This window comes from Citrobacter sp. CtB7.12 (genome assembly GCF_001297795.1).
Lineage (GTDB): Bacteria > Pseudomonadota > Gammaproteobacteria > Enterobacterales > Enterobacteriaceae > Citrobacter_A > Citrobacter_A amalonaticus.
The window spans coordinates 1-17,634 of the sequence record NZ_LIFT01000008.1 but is presented as its reverse complement, the minus strand read 5'-3'; the positions used below and the strand labels follow the sequence as shown (position 1 = coordinate 17,634).

Genomic DNA, 17,634 nt, shown 5'->3' with positions numbered 1-17,634 from the left:
GCACGAAATTAAACGGTATCATCGCATCTCTATCTTAATGAGATCAGCATTACGCGTGCTTAATACTTTATGCCCATCGCTACAGAGGAGGACAACACCCTGTCGGGCGCGGACGGTCTGTCGGGGATACACGAAATCCTTAATCTGCGCATTAAAACTCGCTGAGCAGGTGTGCGGCAAAAACCAGACTGATTTTATCCCGGAAGCAATCCGCACTGCTGTCGGAGAAGCGCTGATCGAGAAGCGTATCATTACGGCTGATCCGCAGACCGATCAGGCATTTCGCACTCGCCTGGATCAGGCACCTGATCCGCCTCACGTCGGTAATATTTGTACTCCGTTCTGCTGCGGTGTGGATTTTATAGATAATCGGTTGAAATTGCTGTGAATGAGAAAATCAGGTTACCGGCGCCTCCCGTACTTTGATTTGTTGCGTCGGCGATTCGAAGGTAATGGTTTACCACTCGCTGGCCTCAAGCGTGGTGATGACGAACATCCATCTGGCCGCTTTCGCCGTAATGCGATCGATACGATCCCTGTTGTGGTATTGGCAAGGGTTAGGGGAGATCAATCTCTGCGTTCTCTGGGAATCGGGCCAACGTTGGAGGGTAATGCCGGATTGCAGGTGATTCATGTAGAAGAAACTATTAGGATCTGTGGGATACAAGTTTATGACGTATACTGAGAGAGTCCATTACACCCATTGAAGTTATTACCCAGAAATTCAGTGAAAAGTTTATCGTTTTTCAAAAGTGTGACATCGTGCGCAGTGCGTTTATTAGAAGGTTTATTTGTAATGGTCAGATGTTTGAATAGTTTATCGAAATAGTCATTGCACATGATCATTCCGTTTAATACGATAAATATCTAGAATTTCTTCGGTAGAGAGTTAACTTCGAGTAACACTCCCTTTATTATTTTTATATATCCACCGGCTTTCAACTGCTTGAGGATATACATTACTCGACTGCGAGACAGCCCAGTGCGGTCGATGATAAATGTCGACGTTACAATTCCAACCCGCTGTTCTAACGTGTACTTGATTAATTCCTGTAGTTGTTTGCTGATGAGTTCATAAGCATCTTTTCCTAGTATGGATTTGTCCCTATAAGAGTAATAGCCAATACGTCTTGAAAGCAGTTCAGCAACAGACTCCCACAAATTAAGCTCACTAATTAGTGCTCGAACTTTGTCATTAGGTAGCACATAGGCTACTGTTTTCCCACTCCCTTTAATAACGATATCAATGGGGTTAAACATCAGAGCAAAACCAAACATGAAAGGGGCATTTATCACTCCGACAACAATGTTATCTCCTTTTCGAAACACATTGATGGTTCCTTCGGTGACGTAATAGATATTCTTATCATTCGTTGCATCAACAACAAACTGTGCCCGATTATACAACCGCTTTTCACCATGACGTATCATCAACTCAAAAAGTGGGTTTGAATAGTTATTATTAGCGGGCGAAGTATTCATGTTTACTCCAGTCAAAAACATAGCGTCATAAACATGGTTCCCATGTTTTCATATCAAGTTTAGTGTAATAAAAAAAAAGATTCCATCGTTATCGCTTGGCTGATATGACAAGAGGCATTCGGGTTTGCATATTTTAATCAAGGATATAAAATGGTAAACTCAACGACCGCTGACAGAGTGCCTGATTTGAGCGTCCCGTCTAAAGGTACAATCTTTGCTTTCATCGGAAACGATGCTCTGCCTGTATCGGGATCAACGACCTGGCTTAAAACACGCCCGTTACTGATCAAAGTATCATCAGTTTTGCTTCTTATTTCTACCGCGACATTTGCAGCTGTCCCATTGTTTTTTATATATTGGTTATTCGTGCCTGCGGCTTCGCCAGCGAATTGTAGGGAAACACTCGGCATCCCTACATTACAATTCAGATCGATACTAAATTCCTGGGCAGGTGTTGAGTTTACCTGCTTCACATCGACTTCGCTAAAGTCAACATAGATATCTTTATCACCAATAACAGTGCAACCGTTCTGATATAACCTGACATGGAAATTAAGGTTGAATGAGCCTACTGCATATACGTATGCAGAACACAGCAGCAGCAAAGCAACCAAATATTTATAAATAAACATATAGCTCCCGCTAGTTATAAAAAACTGATACCGTCACAGTTGGGCTATATTCCCCTGGCGTAAGTACACTGCCATCAAAATAAAGCTCTACTGAAAAGGGTAACGTAACACTGAGCACATTAGTCAGATTTGCAAAGTCAACCAATTGAAACATATCAGAGAAATTGACATAACCGTTGCGAGTTTTATCAAAAATTTTCAGATACATCCCATTAAATCTCACTTTGTCACCATCAGTTTCCTCAGTGGTGGTATAAAGGGCCGTCAGATTGAATGGGTCGTTACAACTACGCGAAACGGTGATTGAAAAATCTTTTTTATCTTTAAATTGATCCGGCGAGGTCGTATCGGGCAAAAGGATATTACCGAAATCGATAATTGTTGGCGTGACATTTATATTTGCACTGCAGCCTATAAAGCGAATTTTTTTCAATCCTGTGATTTGAAAACGATAGTTACCATTGACGTTCAAGCCACCGACGCCATCAAGCTGAAAAACAGCGAATGTATCACTCCCCTGATAGGTTCCTGATGCAGATCCCTTTTTCCTGACCTTGACATAATAATCGATTGTATAAAAGCTACTGTGGTTGGCTTTACATTCAGATGACGTGCCACCGCCCGGGCAGCTCACCATCCAGCCCGGTATATGCCACTTGCTTCCCTGGCTTATATCGTCAAAATCCTGGCCATTTACCACGACCCCCAGCTGTATACCTGTGCCGACAGCCGATTTTAGTGGGTTAGTGTATAAATAGACATCTTCATTTTTATCGCCGTTATCTGACCAGCATTGAATTTGTAAATGAAAGAGTGGTGAACGCCATGCCATACTACCATCAGGGTCAGTTTTAGGTATCGCCACAGACCCTACCGCCTGGGTTGCAGTCTGACTCTGTGTTTCCGCATCGACACATTTAATGGCCAAAGCCTCTCTGGACATTATCAGCAATAAGAACGAGAAAACGATAAGTAGTAGTCGATAATATTTGAAATTATTCATGTAGTTATTACTCACACGTTGCAGTTGTCTTGTACATATTTCCGGCGGAAGGTTGACCGACCAGATTGTAATGAGACTTGCAGTTATTGTTTGCATCATTGCCCCATCTCACTAACAAACTTCCTTTTTCGCTTTTCAAACCACTGATATAAACCTGCCCAAGATCCCCAACAATAAAACTCTGTTCATCGGAATTATCGCCCCCGACTAAATTTACCATTGCGCCAAATGGCACATACCCTGAGCCATTTTTCAAAGTTACTAATGCCTTATAGCCATAATGAGAATTAAACCTGGCTTTGACAACAGCACCTTTGGTTGGCGTGACGGTAACACCATTATCTTCAACTTCAACATTATCCGAAAAAGTGCCTGGATCGAGAGAAATATCATTTTTACGATATGGACTAAGGCTATTCATTACCGCATAACCAAACCGATCAATTCCAGAACCGGCCTGATTATAAATACCAGCACCCTTAGCTCCTTTCGCTTCAACAATAGCAATAGTTTCACCCAGCGGTTGAGATAAAGTCACACCGCCACTGTGGATTACCACACCACCCGATATACCGTAATTTATTTGCTGTGAGTCCGGGCTATAGTTATAACCCAGATTTGTTTCCGCCAACGCGCCTCTGTAATCGGCCATGAAGCTTCCAGAATAACTTTCCCGGTCTTTTGTTTGTTGCATATTCCAGGTAAGGTTATTTTCTTCCAGTGCAGAACCGCTAAGACCTATAGTCTGTGTCGCGCCACCATGCTCGCTGTTATTTAAGTTATAACTTGCCCATGTATCAGGCAAAAATCTTGACAACGGGATATTAACATTGAGCATCAATGAGTTTTCGTTATACGTCGTTCCGTCGCCGTTATTGGCTGTAGTATTTTTGTTTAAACTATAGACTATAGAATAAGTAACGCCTGAGAATGAATTATTATAACTGAATGAATATGATTTAAGTTTTTCATCATTATTCCAGTATTTTTCTTGTACCGCGTTGCCTGTTATACTGCCGAGATTCTCTCCCAAGGATTGTGTTAAGCTGATTTCAGCTCGGTCACGGCGGCGATTCGGCATTGCATCTTCATTGCCATATGATTCAAGCACTTCTTGCAAATTATAAAAACCTTCCGTCGAGTAGCGGTAACCGGCAATGGCAAAGTTGGTGCCTGTATCGACAAAATCCTTACTGTAACGCACACGGAATGAGCGTCCGGATTCACTACGTGAGTCATTTAGTTCTGATTTTGCAGCAATAACATCTACTGAAATAGCACCAATGATTCCTAAATTACGCCCAAGGCCGATTGCAAGAGAATTATAATATTTCGCATTCTGCACACCACCGTATATAGTTATTCCCCACGGCAAACCATAAATTGCAGTCCCTTGCACGAACGGTGTTTTTTCTACATCAGAATTAGATGGACGGTATTGTCCAGCGGTAACACTGTATTTCAAGCTTTTTTCACGTTGCAACAGGGGCAAAGATGCATAAGGAACAACAAATTCCTGTGTGCTCCCGTCCTGCTCTTTCACTGTCACAGTCAGATCGCCCCCCTGTCCTGTCGGATAGAGATCGTTAATTTCAAATGATCCCGCAGGAACATAACTTTGATAAATAATGTATCCATTTTGCTTGATCATAACCTGAGCATTACTTTTCGCGATGCCACGCACAACGGGGGCATATCCACGCAAGGAATCAGGTTTCATATCTTCATCTGTTGCCAATTGCGTCCCGCGAAATGCGACACTATCAAATATATCAGATGGGGTGTTGCTATCACCCATCGTCAATTGGCTACTAAGAAACTTTATATCACGCTGAACATAGGTATAAACGCTATCAACCTGAGTCCCATTGACATCATCATGATTTATAGAACTGTAATTTCTGAAACGCCATGGGCCGATATTTATTCCAGGCAGAATGCGTGCATACTGACTGTTCGTTGTGCCACCGGCATCATTTTTCGTCTCATCGCCAGAAATACTGTAATTCAATAAAAAGGCAGGAATACCTTCATCCCATAATGAGGGGTCTACAAATCCGCGAACCTTTTGAGACAATGCAGCCTGAGGAATACTCAACTGCAATTCCTGGCTTGATAAATCATAGTTAGCTGAAGCTTGAGATATGACCTTAAAATTTACACAACCATCAGTTTCTTTTAGTTCTGGAAAATTTGCGACAAGGACACCTAAATTTTTTAGAAAGTCCATGCTCAGGCAAGGTGTTAGTTCCCCGTCTTCGCCATTGGAAAAATTAATATCTTTTGAGGCAAAGAAATCATTATTCAAAATGATATCAACGCGATACTTCCCTGCGCGTTGCATTCCATTTTCAAATGATGACAAATCAACCCCTTTGATCTCTGGTCTATTATTTTCTAATAGCGCAGAATTGAAGTGGTCGCGAGGCAAAACATTAAATGGATAACCTAATGATACTAAGGCAACCAACAATGCCAACCTCTTCATTCGAGGGCTAGATCCTTGCAAGCAGTTCATTAGATAGTCCATTATTATATTTTGGAATTAAATTCTTTACTCAGGCCGCCATAATCATTTATTAATTTAAACGATATAGCGCCATTTTTCATTGGACCAGGAAGCGTAAAGTTTGCGCTAGAGTTTGGTGCAACATATGATGCTGATTTGATCGCGCTACCATTGAGCTTAATCTCTCCAAAGTTCATATAAAATGGAGATGGATTTTTTACATTTAATTGATTCCCACTGATATTCCATTGCAGATTTTCAGCAAAACTTTCAGGCTCTATACCTTTTAATTTTTTGGGTCGGTAAATCAATTTCATTTTACTTTTAACAACAACCTGTAACACATTACTGGACGTTTCCGATGATGAAGGTATTGCTTTTACATTGAAATAAAACATTGATTCCTGATTTTCAGGCAAGGAACTTTCTGTATAGACAATCCGTATCATGCTTTTCTTGCCAGCATTCAGTCGATACAGGGGCGGTGTGACAATAAAAGGTACTTCCTTTGTGACATTCTCTACATTATCCACCCAGGTCTGAATCAAATAAGGATGATTGTCAGGATTGGATACAGTAATGGACGCATCTTTTTTTGTCGCATCATAAATGATACGAGTACCGCCTATAACAACCCCAGCATGAGCAGAGGAAGCCAGGAAATAGCCACCTAAAATAGCTATGATAGAGATAATTGAACGATTCATAATGATATCTTATATAATATTATAAATAGCACGTGAAAATTACTCCACGTGCTAATTAGTCAATACTCCACCAATTAGTTGTAGTTAAGAGTAAATTGAACACTGGAGTTTGCCGGACCGGCAGTAACAGCTGCGGCCACCTGCTTATAACGAGCATACATCGGCATGGTAAGCTCAGTTTTACCCGCCTCTAAAGCGTATGAATCGCTATCGGTAAACAGTGGAACGGCTTTTTTACTCTTATCTAACAGCTCAATCGCAATGCCTGTTGCAACGCCGTCTTCCTCGGTAAGAGCAAGAACACTATTATCGCCAGCGTACGCAGTACCATCAAACTTAACGGTAATGCCATTTATACCAGTTGCAGGACAGTCCTTCACTTTTAAGTCAAACTCAGTCGCTGAAGCGTATGTACCCGTTCCGGTAAAAACAGTTTTACTCACTTTACCGAGATCAACATTCATTGTGTTATTTGCGCCGATATCAACCGTACAGGCTGTACCTATAATTTCGCCGGTAAAATTAACAGTACCATCGTTGTTAGCCTGAGCTGTAGACATCCCCATAACAACGGACATACTCATAACCGCAACAGCAAAAAATTTATTACTCATTTTTAAATCCTTCTATCCTTAGACGCATGTCTTTTATTAACCTTTAAAACCACCTTACTGAGCCCAGAAGGTTAGCTGGAGTAATATTAATTCGATGTGGCTATAATCCGAACAGTAAATGTGTCCTAATTAGTCTCTTTACTCCTATATAGGACTTTATTTATTGGTTTTTCGTATACTAAAAAGGACTAATCGCAATAAAATCATATCATTGAACAATGCATCAATGGTCATTGCACCGAACTGCAATCCGCACCAACAGGGGCAATCCCCCCTCGTTAGCGAGGTTTTTTGTCTCTAAGCAACCAATACTTAAGCCATACTAACGCATAAATGTGATGTATTAATTTTTATTTGCGAAGTCTTTGGTTACTTACAGAAAACTGTACGTTCGTCACTGCAAATCGGTTATTTAGTAAACTTTTGTTTTATTGTGTGCTACAATGGCTGCTGCAAGTCGCTACAGACAGTAGACTGAAACTGTCCGAAAAATGGTGTGGAAAAAATGAAGCGCCCAGTTATTACTGTCAGGTCTGCTTTTTCTCATTTCAGAGAAACTATCTCTACAATACATATATACTGGGCGTTATAGGACATATTGTCGCCAGCGAACACACTTTCAGGAAATTAGTCTGACTTTTATTATCAATGAGTTGGAGAGTTGGAACATGAAGTTCAGCCAGAAAAGCATCTTATTGGTATGATATTCAAACAGAATCTTGAATGTCATAATCTGAATTTACGTATAGTTATTACATTAATCCTGTTTGATTTTGAGTTAGTGCAGAACAAAATATAACTTTATATGCGTCCAGATAATCTGGATGGGTCATTATTCTTTTTATTGCGTTTTCCCCATGATAGATCTTTTGATTACGATTTTCACCCGACATTACTCTATAGCTCAAGATGGTATAAAAAAGCCACAAAGAAAAGTAATATTAATATCGTCATCACTCAGCGATTTATTATAACCCCCGACCTGCAAAACCAGTCGTTATTGCGCTGTCAGCGTATAGCGCTCGCGCAGGATTTGGCCGGGAATTCAAAAAATGCATGGAACTAAAGCGGGTTTGTTTACAGGCTTATCAGAGAGTATGGATGTCTTTGACAGCAAAGAACATTTGCAGAAATGGCGTGAAATCCAGCAAACAAATAACGTGTTGCAACGACCAGAAATCTACCGTAGCCAGAAAAGAAAAAAGCCCCGCTTTTCAGCGAGGCCTTAAGAATAGTGGTGCCCGGACTCGGAATCATATCCACGATTAACATGCTGTTTGTCTTTGGTTTTGTTGGTATTTCTTGTAAACAGCGCCCCCACTAAGGCCCCCATAAAAAATCGCTTTACTTTTGTGATGACTGTCACGCAAAATCGTCATTTTGCGAATGGGGGCTTCGTTATGTGTGGACCTAACTCCACACATAACAGTTTAAGGTCCACATATAACGCTCTGAACTCCACACATAGCGGCGCTAAATAATCCATGCTGCATTACGCAGGCAAAGCTCCATCCCCCTTCGCATTAAACATCCTCCAAACATACATTTGATATGTTGGAACAACATTTTTTGAGATAATTAAAATTGGTATGTTTTCTAATTGATAGATTCTATTGGTATTTTTGCTATACTTTTGAGATACCATCATGCAGTAGTTGAGATAACTAAACATCATGGCTCAATTTAATCACTTTGAACTCTCACTTCTGAACCCCAGCTTTGACTCCCCTCTGGTCGACACGCTGACGGAACTGGAGATCCTCCGGCATCTACGGCTGGAAACCGACGTTCATCCGATCCTGTTTGCGCAGTTAAAGGCCGTATTCCACATGCTGGAGAGTCTTGGCTCTGCAAGAATTGAGGGAAACCACACCACGCTTGCCGACTATGTTGAAAGCAAGGTGGAAGGAACGCAGAGTTCGACGGACCAGCTTAAAGAAATTAACAACATTGAAGCGGCGATGGAGTTCATTGACGAATATCTGAATGATGGCGATGACATAACGGAATATTTTATCCGCGAGTTGCATAGTCTGGCGGTCGCCGGACTTCAACAGGAAGGCGACAGAACGCCCGGCGCATATCGGCAACATAACGTCAGCATTGCTCAGTCTGACCATTTACCACCGGACCACATCCGCGTTCCTGATTATATGGCGGAACTGACCGCTTTTATTAACCATGCCGATAAGCCAAAGTACGATCTGATGAAGATTGCTCTGGTGCATCATCGCTTTGGCTGGATACATCCTTTTGGCAACGGTAATGGCAGAACCGTCAGATTGCTGACCTACGCGTTGCTTATCAAATATGGCTTTAATGTTCAGGCAGGTGGCCGGGTTCTCAATCCGACAGCGGTATTCTGTAACGATCGTGAACGCTATTACGCCATGCTTTCGTTAGCCGATAAGGGAACAGAGCAGGGGCTGGAAGAGTGGTGTTTATATGTGCTTGCGGGGATCTCCTCCGAACTGAAGAAAGTCGATCAACTGACAAACCACGCTTTCCTGAGCGAAAAGGTCCTGTATCCGGCTATCGACTTTTCGTCGGAGAGGGGGCTGATAAATTCGCTGGAATCGAAGGTTCTGAAACGTTCTGTTGAATTGGGGACGATAAAAGCGGGCGATCTACGTGCCGTTTTACCTGACCTGAAGCCGACGCAGGTGACTTATCAGCTTGGTAAGCTGATTGAACGGGGACTGCTCCAGCCAGTAGAAGAAGGGGCGCGTACTTATACGGCGAAGTTTTCTAACTCGTATCTGATTCGTGGGGTGATTAAGGTTCTGCGGGAAGAAGGGTTTATTCCTGATTTGTGATCCTCAATCTGGTTTATCTTTTCGTATTAACGTCGTTTTAAAATCGACTTTAGCGATAAAATATAAACCATTGGCAAACCGCCTCTGTCAGCGCAGAGGCAGTTTTATTGGCATATATCAGGGCAACGGAGGTAGGCCAAGCTCTTTGAGAAAGGCGTTATGCGTATCCCGCGCTTTAGCTATTTCCTGCTCTAACTCTACGAGCTGGCTATTGACTGCCGCCAGATCGATTTTTTCCTCCGGCACGGCGGTGCTGATATAGCGGGAAATATTCAGGTTGTAGTCATTAGCCTTTATTTCCTCCAGCGGCACGCGGCGGGAATAGCGTTCCTCCTCTTTGCGGAACTGGTAAGTATCGACAATCTTGCTGATATGCTCTTTATTCAGGCGGTTCTGTCGCTTACCTTTCTCGAAGTATTCACTGGCGTTGATAAACAGCACGTCATCCGGCTTTTTGCACTTTTTTAGCACCAGAATACACACCGGAATACCGGTTGAGAAAAACAGGTTGGCGGGCAGGCCAATCACCGTATCGATATTGCCGTCTTCCAGCAGTTTCCGCCGGATGCGCTCTTCTGCGCCGCCGCGAAACAGAACGCCGTGCGGCAGGACGATCGCCATCGTGCCTTCCGGGGCGAGAAAATGGAAACCGTGCAACAGGAAGGCGAAATCGGCGGCGGATTTGGGAGCAAGTCCGTAATTTTTGAAACGGAAATCCTCGCCCATGACTTCGTTCGGTTCCCAGCGATAGCTAAAGGGCGGGTTAGCCACCACCGCATCAAAATGCATCTTTTTGGCCGGATTGGCCTCTTTGAGCATCGGCCAGTCGTTCAGAAGAGAATCGCCGTGGAAAATCTCAAACTCGGAATCCTTCACGCCATGCAGCAGCATGTTCATGCGCGCAAGGTTGTAGGTGGTGATGTTCTTTTCCTGCCCGTAAATCTTGCCGATACCGTGAGCGCCAAGTTTATTGCGCACGTTAAGCAGCAGCGAGCCGGAGCCGCAGGCAAAGTCGAACACTTTATCCAGGCGTTTTTTCTTGCCCGTGGTTGGATCCTGACTGTCGAGCGTAACGATATCGGACAGGATGCTGGAAATTTGCTGCGGCGTGTAGAATTCGCCCGCTTTTTTACCGGAACCGGCGGCAAACTGGCCGATCAGATATTCGTAGGCATCACCCAGAATATCGCTGCTGGTAGAAAACTTCGCGATCCCTTTAGCGATTGCGCCAATAATAATGCACAGTCGGTTATTCCGTTCTTCGTATGTTTTACCGAGTTTGTCGGACGTCAGGTTAATCTCGGAGAACAGACCCTGAAAGGTACTTTCAAAAGACTGTGTTTCAATATAGCCAAAACCGGCATCAAGCGTGCGCAGTAATTCTTTATTCTGCGTGCGGGCCATTTCAGCGATGCTGCCCCAGAGGTATTTCGGTTCAATAACGTAATGTACCCTGCGACGCATCATCGCTTCGAACTCTTTCACATCTGTGGGATTGCTCTGATACCAGTGGCTGAGCGGTACAGCGATCTCTTCTTTATTTACAGGTGCAGGCGTCGGGTAATCTGCCCCCAGCTCTTTTTTGGCGGCAGCTTCGTAGTTATCTGACAGGTAGCGCAGGAACAGGAACGACAGCATATAATCGCGGAAGTCATCGGCGTTCATCGCGCCGCGCAGCGTGTCGGCGATGTTCCAGAGCGTGTCGCCCAGCTGTTTTTGGTCTTGTTCAGTCATGCTTGATCCACGGGTTCAATAAGTTCAACGGGCATTTCCGGTTGTGCGGCAGGCGGCTGCGGTTTTTCAGCCAGCAGTTCCGGCAGCGCAAATTGATATTTTGCCAGAAACGCGCTCAGGATATTTTTAAATAAGGTTCGGTTATCGTCGACCATCTCTCTGGGCTCGTAGGTCGAATGCTTACCGTGGCTTAACAGGTTAAGGGCGCGGGAGTACAGCACTTCATCCTCTATGCCGTGGATGCAGTCAGAGAAATCGCTATAGCCAAAGAAGGTTGACGTTTTTTCCAGAATGCTGCGCAGCATGTTGAAATGATGCGTATAGATTTTATTGCTCGCAACCGCCTGCTGTAACTCACTCAACATGGCGACGTGGTGAAAGAACGGCGTATCGTCAGTTGCACGCAGCGAATAGGTGCCTGCGCTTTTTTCACAATAAAAGAAGTAGGTTTTGGGTTTGGTTTTTTTTAGCTCGTTACACATCACGTTGAAAAACAGGCCGTGGTGTGAAGAGATCACCGTTTTCAGCTTACCTCTTCCGCGACGGAGCAGGTTCGCCAGATCGCTGGCGACGGCAATGGCGTTATTGTCATCCAGCGAGGAGATCGGATCGTCGATATACAGGTATTTTACCCAGCTATACGGACCTGCTTCGTCGCCGTCGATCACCAGTTCACAAATCGCCAGATAGATGCACCAGATAAAAATGTTTTCTTCGCCGCGCGACACCTTAATGTGTGTCGCATCAGCACGATAGAAGGTAACGGTCCACTGTTCATAATCGATGCGAAAATTAAAATTCGCGTAGCGTTCCAGATAAGCAAAAATCTTATCTTCCAGCGCCAGTTCCCGCAGCCCGGCAAAGAATTTTGACTCAGAATTGATGCGCAACACGCGCTCGGTATCGCCGTTCAAGTCGTTGTCCCAATAGAACAGGTCTTCGGTATAGGCGTTGAAATACAGGGTATCGGCCTGCACCTCTTCAATGACCAGCGGCTGCATCACGTGGTCGTTAACGTTAGCCGGGCGACGGGTTTTCTTTTTTCCCTTGTCTTTAAAGGCCATCGACAGTCGCGTTTTGCCGGTGCCGTTATAGGCATAAAGCAGCACAAAGTCGGTATTTTTCAGGTCGTCGCGTAGACGAGTAACAATACGATCCATAGTTTTGTAACTGTAGATTTTAGGTTTGTCGCTCATGCATTAACCTCATCCATTGAAGGGAAAAGCTGCTGCATCAAGCCAGTTTTGTGAGTTTTTAGGGCAGCCAGTTTTTGGGTTTGGGCGGCGATTAACTCATCAATAGAAGAAAGGATATCCGCGATTTTTTTTTGTTCTTTTTCTTCTACAGGATAATTGACCGCTATTTTTTCCAGAAAATTAACCGATAGTCCCGGCTGGGCTTGACCAGTTGCATACTGGTTTAAATCTAAATAGTTTAAACAATAGAAAAGCCATTTATTGCTGATTTTCTTTTTAGTTGTAACTACAACAGCATGTTCTGTCGCATAAAATTCACCCTCGGCAAAAGTGACATTTCCACATAATGCACCTTGACGACCAATAAGAGAAAAACTTCCGCTATGTGAAAACGATTTTGTAAATCCGCGCAGTCCATTTCCTCCATAGCAAGGATACAACTCTTCAGAAAATTGAGTGTTTACTTCAGAAGCGGATATAAACTTCCCGGCTTTCATATAACAAATAGAACTTAAATTTGCCTCATTCCAGGCAGTTATATCGCTTACCCCACTAAACCGTAACTCCGGCACCATCTCCTCTTCAGCCGGAAACAGTTTCTGCATCAGTCCTTTTTTATACTGTTGTAGCACATCAATTTTCTGCGTTTGTAATGAAATAACGTTATCAAGCGAAGAAAGACAATCAGCAATTTTTTGTTGTTCTTTTACAGAGGGCAACAAAAAAGAAAAAGAACGTATTTGAGAAAAGTTAAGCCCTTGTCTGTTTCCGCCAGCCTGAAAACTGTCTATCTGCTTTTGACCATCAGAAGATAGAAGATACTGGTTAAGGAAATAGGGTTTTAGTTCGGATTTTTTGGTGCGGATAATACAGACATGCTGGTTTACATTCCCGCCCTGAATACTGTTATCAGCAACGGTACTTCTTCCAATAGAAGCGCCGGTAATGTTTAACAGAACATCATTAGCCTTGATTTCAGTGGAAGAGAACGTCGAGTGAGTGTCGTCATCAATAAAAGCAACATCATCAAGGATCAAGTGCCCCCAGCCAATATTCTGGCTACGAATAAAAGGACGACCTGATTTTTTATAGTTTTTATCGCCACCCTTTGGCGTGATACCACTACCAACTTTTATTGCCTTAGAGCCAACGGTTGCAATACCCCATCCCACATCATTCTGAAACTCAGGAAACCGTAGCTCTGGCACATAACCCTTTTTCATCTTCATCTCACTGCTCATACGCTGCTAGCCCCGAAATCTCTCTACCCTGCGCCAACTTATGCAGCAATGGCGCTAAATCTTCCATCAGTTCAAGGCTCTTCTGCGTTCTCGCCTTCCAGCCTAAATCCAGCGGAGCCAGCAAATCACTCAACTGTTCGCCGTCAAAAATCATCCGCTGCATAATTCCGTCAACGAACGCCTGCAACGCGGCGCTGTCCAGCCCGTGTTGCTCTGCCACTGCCGCCAGTTCATGGGTAAACTTCTGTGCTTTAAAATTCTCGTAACCCTGACGTATCTCTTCCTCACTTAACCCTTCACCGGCCTTCAGCGTATCGATATAGGCGGTGATCTCTTCACGCTCATCAACAAACTTGGCGTCAGCGCAAATCAGGCCGATCAACTGCTCGCGGGTCATCTTCTGCTTGTCGGGCTTGCTCTGGGTGTAACGGGCCAGCAGTCCCATAATGTAGTCGTAATCGATCACCGCCGAGGCAAACAGCACAAACTCAAAGTCCAGCTCCTGCACCTCGCGGGCGATGGAGACATCATTTTTCTCCTGCTGTGCCTTCAGCCGCTGGGCGGTGTCCAGATAGACGCCACGGAAGGCGCGTAACGTATCTTCCGGCAACACGTGTTCAATACTGGCGACATTCTCCGGCGTCAGATCGGTGTACTGATCGAGCTGGGTTTTCAGCCGCTGTACCTCTTTGAACAGGTTAATAAACTGACTGCGGGCCTCGTCCCCTTTCAGATTAGCCACTTCTTCCGGTGCGCAGGGCAGTCCCTGTGAGCTCATAAAGCTGTCCAGCGTAGCAACCGCCTGCTCCAGTTTGCCGATCACTACCGGCGCGGCATCGACCAGCCAGATCTCTTTGGCATGTTCCTTCTTCTCGCCGGAAAACAGCGCGATAGCATCGTTAACCGCATCCTGCTGCTCGCGGAAATCCATCACCTTACCGTAAGGTTTGGTATCGTTCAGCACGCGATTGGTGCGGGAAAACGCCTGAATCAGGCCGTGATGTTTCAGGTTTTTATCGACATACAGCGTATTGAGAAATTTGGAATCGAAACCAGTCAGCAGCATATCGACCACAATCACCACATCGATCTTCTGCGCGTGGGGATAATCCTGATTCGGGTACTGCTGCGCCTTGATGCGCGTCTGCACGTCCTGATAGTACAGATCGAAGTTATTAATATCGTAATTCATGCCGTAGCTGGTGTTATAGTCGGCAATGATCGCCTTCAGCGCCGCTTTTTTCTCTTCCGGCGCTTCTTCGTTATCCGCTTTTTCCTGCGGCAAATCTTCCTGAATTTGCTGTACGTCTTTATTACCCTCGGCAGGCGGCGAGAACACGCAGGCGATATTCAGTGGAGTGAACGAGCTGTCTTCTGCTACCCGCAGTGCCTGAATCTCCTGAAACAGACGGTGATACTCAATGGCATGATTGATCGATGCCGTCGCCAGGATCGCGTTGAATTTTCGCCCGGCGGTGGCCGCATCGTGCTTATCCAGAATTGCCCTGACCACGGCCTCCTGTGCCATCGTTTCACCGGGCTTCAGCCGACTTTTACCTTCCGCTTTGTAATACTCGATGTGGAAGCGCAACACGTTGCGATCTTCTATCGCGTGGGTGATGGTATAGGCGTGAAGCTGCTTCTGGAACACGTCCTGTGTGGTGACAATGGATTTTTCCTGCCCGTCAATCTGCTTATACGTGCCATTCTCCGGGAAGATGGGCGTACCGGTAAAACCAAACAACTGGGCGTTGGGGAAGAATTCTTTAATCGCCTGATGGTTGTCGCCAAACTGGGAGCGGTGGCATTCGTCGAAAATAAACACCATCCGTTTATTGCGCAACGATTCCAGCCGCGCCTTGTAATTGCGCTTATTGTTGCCGTCCAGCGCCAACCCGAGCTTCTGGATGGTGGTGACGATCACCTTATCCGCGTAATCGTCGGACAGCAGGCGGCGAACCAGCGCTTCGGTATTGGTGTTTTCCTCCACGCACCCGGCCTGAAACTTGTTGAACTCCTCGCGGGTCTGTCTGTCGAGATCCTTACGGTCAACGACAAACAGGCATTTTTCAATGTCCGGGTTATCTTTCAGCAGCGTCGAAGCCTTAAAGGAGGTCAGCGTTTTGCCGCTGCCGGTGGTGTGCCAGATATAGCCGTTGCCCCGGCGCTGGTGAATGCAGTCGACAATCGCCCGCACGGCGTAAATCTGATAAGGCCGCATCATCAGCAGTTTTTGTTCGCTGGCAACCAGCACCATGTAGCGACTGATGGTTTCGCCCAGCGTACATTTGGCGAGGAATCTGTCGGCAAAGGCGTCAAGCTGGGTGATCTTGCGGTTGCTCTCATCGGCAAGCTGGTAAAGCGGCAGAAAACGCTCGTCTGCGTCAAAGCTGAAGTGGCGATCGTTGTTATTGGCGAAATACCACGTATCGCTGCGGTTACTGACGATAAACAGTTGCAGGAAGCAGAGAAGGGTGCGGTTATAGCCGTTACCGGGATCGTTTTTATAATCGACAATCTGCTGCATGGCGCGGCGCGGGCTGATCGCCAGTGCTTTTAGCTCAATCTGCACCACCGGAATACCGTTGATCAACAGCAGCACGTCGTAGCTGTGGTGGCTGTTGTCGGTATTTATCCGTAGCTGATTGACGCATTCAAAGGTGTTTTTGCACCAGTCTTTGATATTGACCAGCGTGTAGTGCAATGGCGTGCCGTCGTCGCGTTCAAGGCTGTTATGCTGGCGCAGCCGGGTCGCGGCGGTGAAGATGTCCTGACTGACGGTTTGTTCCAGCAGGCGGGAAAATTCACCGTCGGTCAGATGCACACGGTTCAGTTCCTCGAACTTTGCGCGAAAGTTCTGTTCCAGCGAGGCTTTGTCGCGGATATCGGTACGGTGGACATATTTCAGATCGGTCAGTTTGCCGATCAAATCCTGTTCGATCTGCTTTTCTGTTGTTGTCATGGGGCAAACCTGATAGGCGCAACGCTCTGCATAATTCCCTGTATTTTTGGCAATATCAGGGTCATGAGTAAAGAAAACAGTATAAGCGGCCTGGTTACTGGATAAAAGTGATTAATCCGCTTAACGGCTTGCCGTTGTACTTCAATCGCGGTATCGTTTACAAGCACCGTATGCTTCCGGTGATCTCATATTGACGTCTGATTATGATCGTGCCTGCATTATCCCGGTGTCCGGCGTTGACGGGTAAATGAGTCAGTTTTTCAGATAGCTGAACTTACCCCGGAGTTCCACTGAGAACGTATTTAGGTCAGGAGCCAGGCAGGGATTGTATCCGTTGAACATGGAGATGAAGGCCATACTGAAGCTATACCTGAGGGGGCGGAGTGCACCCGCACTCAGTTTTCTGTGAAGTGATACTCCGGGAGCGGCAGTAACTCGTGCAGCCTGTCTTCATGCCACGATGGCAGGCGATGCAGAACGTCCGTCAGCCAGGCATGCGGGTCAAGGCCATTCATTTTCGCGGTTTCCAGCAAGCTCATGATTCTGGCTGCACGCTCACCTGCTGCAACCGAACCGGCGAACAACCAGTTGGTGTGTCCCATCACCACCGGTCTGATGGCCCGTTCACAGCGATTGTTGTCCAGCGGCAACGAGCCATCTTCCAGGAACCGACTGAGGCTCTCCCGCCGTTTTAGCACGTAGGCGATCGCTTTACCCAACGCTGAACTTTCCGGGCAC

13 protein-coding genes are annotated in these 17,634 nt (G+C 45.4%); 2 read left to right on the top strand and 11 right to left on the bottom strand.

Annotated elements, in window-relative coordinates:
- Positions 1 to 37 precede the first annotated feature (37 nt).
- On the top strand, positions 38 to 388 hold the full coding sequence (locus AOY24_RS24555) for a DUF1778 domain-containing protein (protein WP_125339196.1): 351 nt from the start codon (positions 38 to 40) through the stop codon (positions 386 to 388).
- Between the two features lie 479 nt (positions 389 to 867).
- On the opposite strand, the gene AOY24_RS11960 is transcribed toward AOY24_RS24555, so the two are convergent.
- From AOY24_RS11960 to AOY24_RS11935, 6 genes are all read right to left on the bottom strand, one after another.
- Positions 868 to 1,482 carry a helix-turn-helix domain-containing protein gene (locus tag AOY24_RS11960; RefSeq protein WP_044268435.1) on the bottom strand — a complete coding sequence of 205 codons (615 nt, stop codon included), beginning with the start codon at positions 1,480 to 1,482 and terminating at the stop codon, positions 868 to 870.
- A gap of 137 nt (positions 1,483 to 1,619) precedes the next feature.
- Positions 1,620 to 2,114 carry a fimbrial protein gene (locus AOY24_RS11955; protein ID WP_044268433.1) on the bottom strand — a complete coding sequence of 165 codons (495 nt, stop codon included), beginning with the start codon at positions 2,112 to 2,114 and terminating at the stop codon, positions 1,620 to 1,622.
- A 10-nt stretch (positions 2,115 to 2,124) separates the two neighbouring features.
- Positions 2,125 to 3,117 (bottom strand): hypothetical protein, encoded by a 993-nt coding sequence (locus AOY24_RS11950; RefSeq protein ID WP_152967200.1) that lies wholly within the window; start codon positions 3,115 to 3,117, stop codon positions 2,125 to 2,127.
- 7 nt (positions 3,118 to 3,124) lie between these two features.
- Complete coding sequence (locus AOY24_RS11945; RefSeq protein ID WP_090050311.1) at positions 3,125 to 5,605, bottom strand: fimbria/pilus outer membrane usher protein; 2,481 nt, start codon at positions 5,603 to 5,605, stop codon at positions 3,125 to 3,127.
- 44 nt (positions 5,606 to 5,649) lie between these two features.
- Positions 5,650 to 6,333, bottom strand: a complete 684-nt coding sequence (locus AOY24_RS11940) for a molecular chaperone (protein WP_054176692.1) — start codon at positions 6,331 to 6,333, stop codon at positions 5,650 to 5,652.
- A gap of 74 nt (positions 6,334 to 6,407) precedes the next feature.
- A complete protein-coding gene (locus AOY24_RS11935; RefSeq protein ID WP_044268420.1) occupies positions 6,408 to 6,947 on the bottom strand; it encodes a fimbrial protein in 540 nt (179 codons plus the stop codon).
- A 1,673-nt stretch (positions 6,948 to 8,620) separates the two neighbouring features.
- Here AOY24_RS11935 and AOY24_RS11925 point away from each other — a divergent pair.
- Positions 8,621 to 9,763, top strand: coding sequence for a Fic family protein (locus tag AOY24_RS11925; protein WP_054176690.1), 1,143 nt, complete (start codon positions 8,621 to 8,623; stop codon positions 9,761 to 9,763).
- A 117-nt stretch (positions 9,764 to 9,880) separates the two neighbouring features.
- Here AOY24_RS11925 and AOY24_RS11920 read toward each other — a convergent pair whose 3' ends face one another.
- The 5 genes from AOY24_RS11920 to AOY24_RS11900 all read right to left on the bottom strand — a co-directional run.
- Positions 9,881 to 11,497 carry a type I restriction-modification system subunit M gene (locus AOY24_RS11920; RefSeq protein WP_054176689.1) on the bottom strand — a complete coding sequence of 539 codons (1,617 nt, stop codon included), beginning with the start codon at positions 11,495 to 11,497 and terminating at the stop codon, positions 9,881 to 9,883.
- Positions 11,494 to 12,693: an AAA family ATPase gene (locus tag AOY24_RS11915; RefSeq protein ID WP_054176688.1), complete on the bottom strand. Its 1,200-nt coding sequence runs from the start codon at positions 12,691 to 12,693 to the stop codon at positions 11,494 to 11,496. Before AOY24_RS11915 ends, AOY24_RS11920 begins: the two co-directional genes overlap by 4 nt.
- A complete protein-coding gene (locus AOY24_RS25270) occupies positions 12,690 to 13,916 on the bottom strand; it encodes a restriction endonuclease subunit S (RefSeq protein ID WP_235507526.1) in 1,227 nt (408 codons plus the stop codon). The genes AOY24_RS11915 and AOY24_RS25270 overlap by 4 nt, the downstream gene beginning before the upstream one ends.
- A gap of 7 nt (positions 13,917 to 13,923) precedes the next feature.
- A complete protein-coding gene (locus AOY24_RS11905; RefSeq protein WP_054176686.1) occupies positions 13,924 to 16,896 on the bottom strand; it encodes a type I restriction endonuclease subunit R in 2,973 nt (990 codons plus the stop codon).
- A 395-nt stretch (positions 16,897 to 17,291) separates the two neighbouring features.
- A partial coding sequence (locus AOY24_RS11900; protein WP_152967199.1) for a transposase occupies positions 17,292 to 17,634 on the bottom strand: 343 nt, incomplete at its 5' end.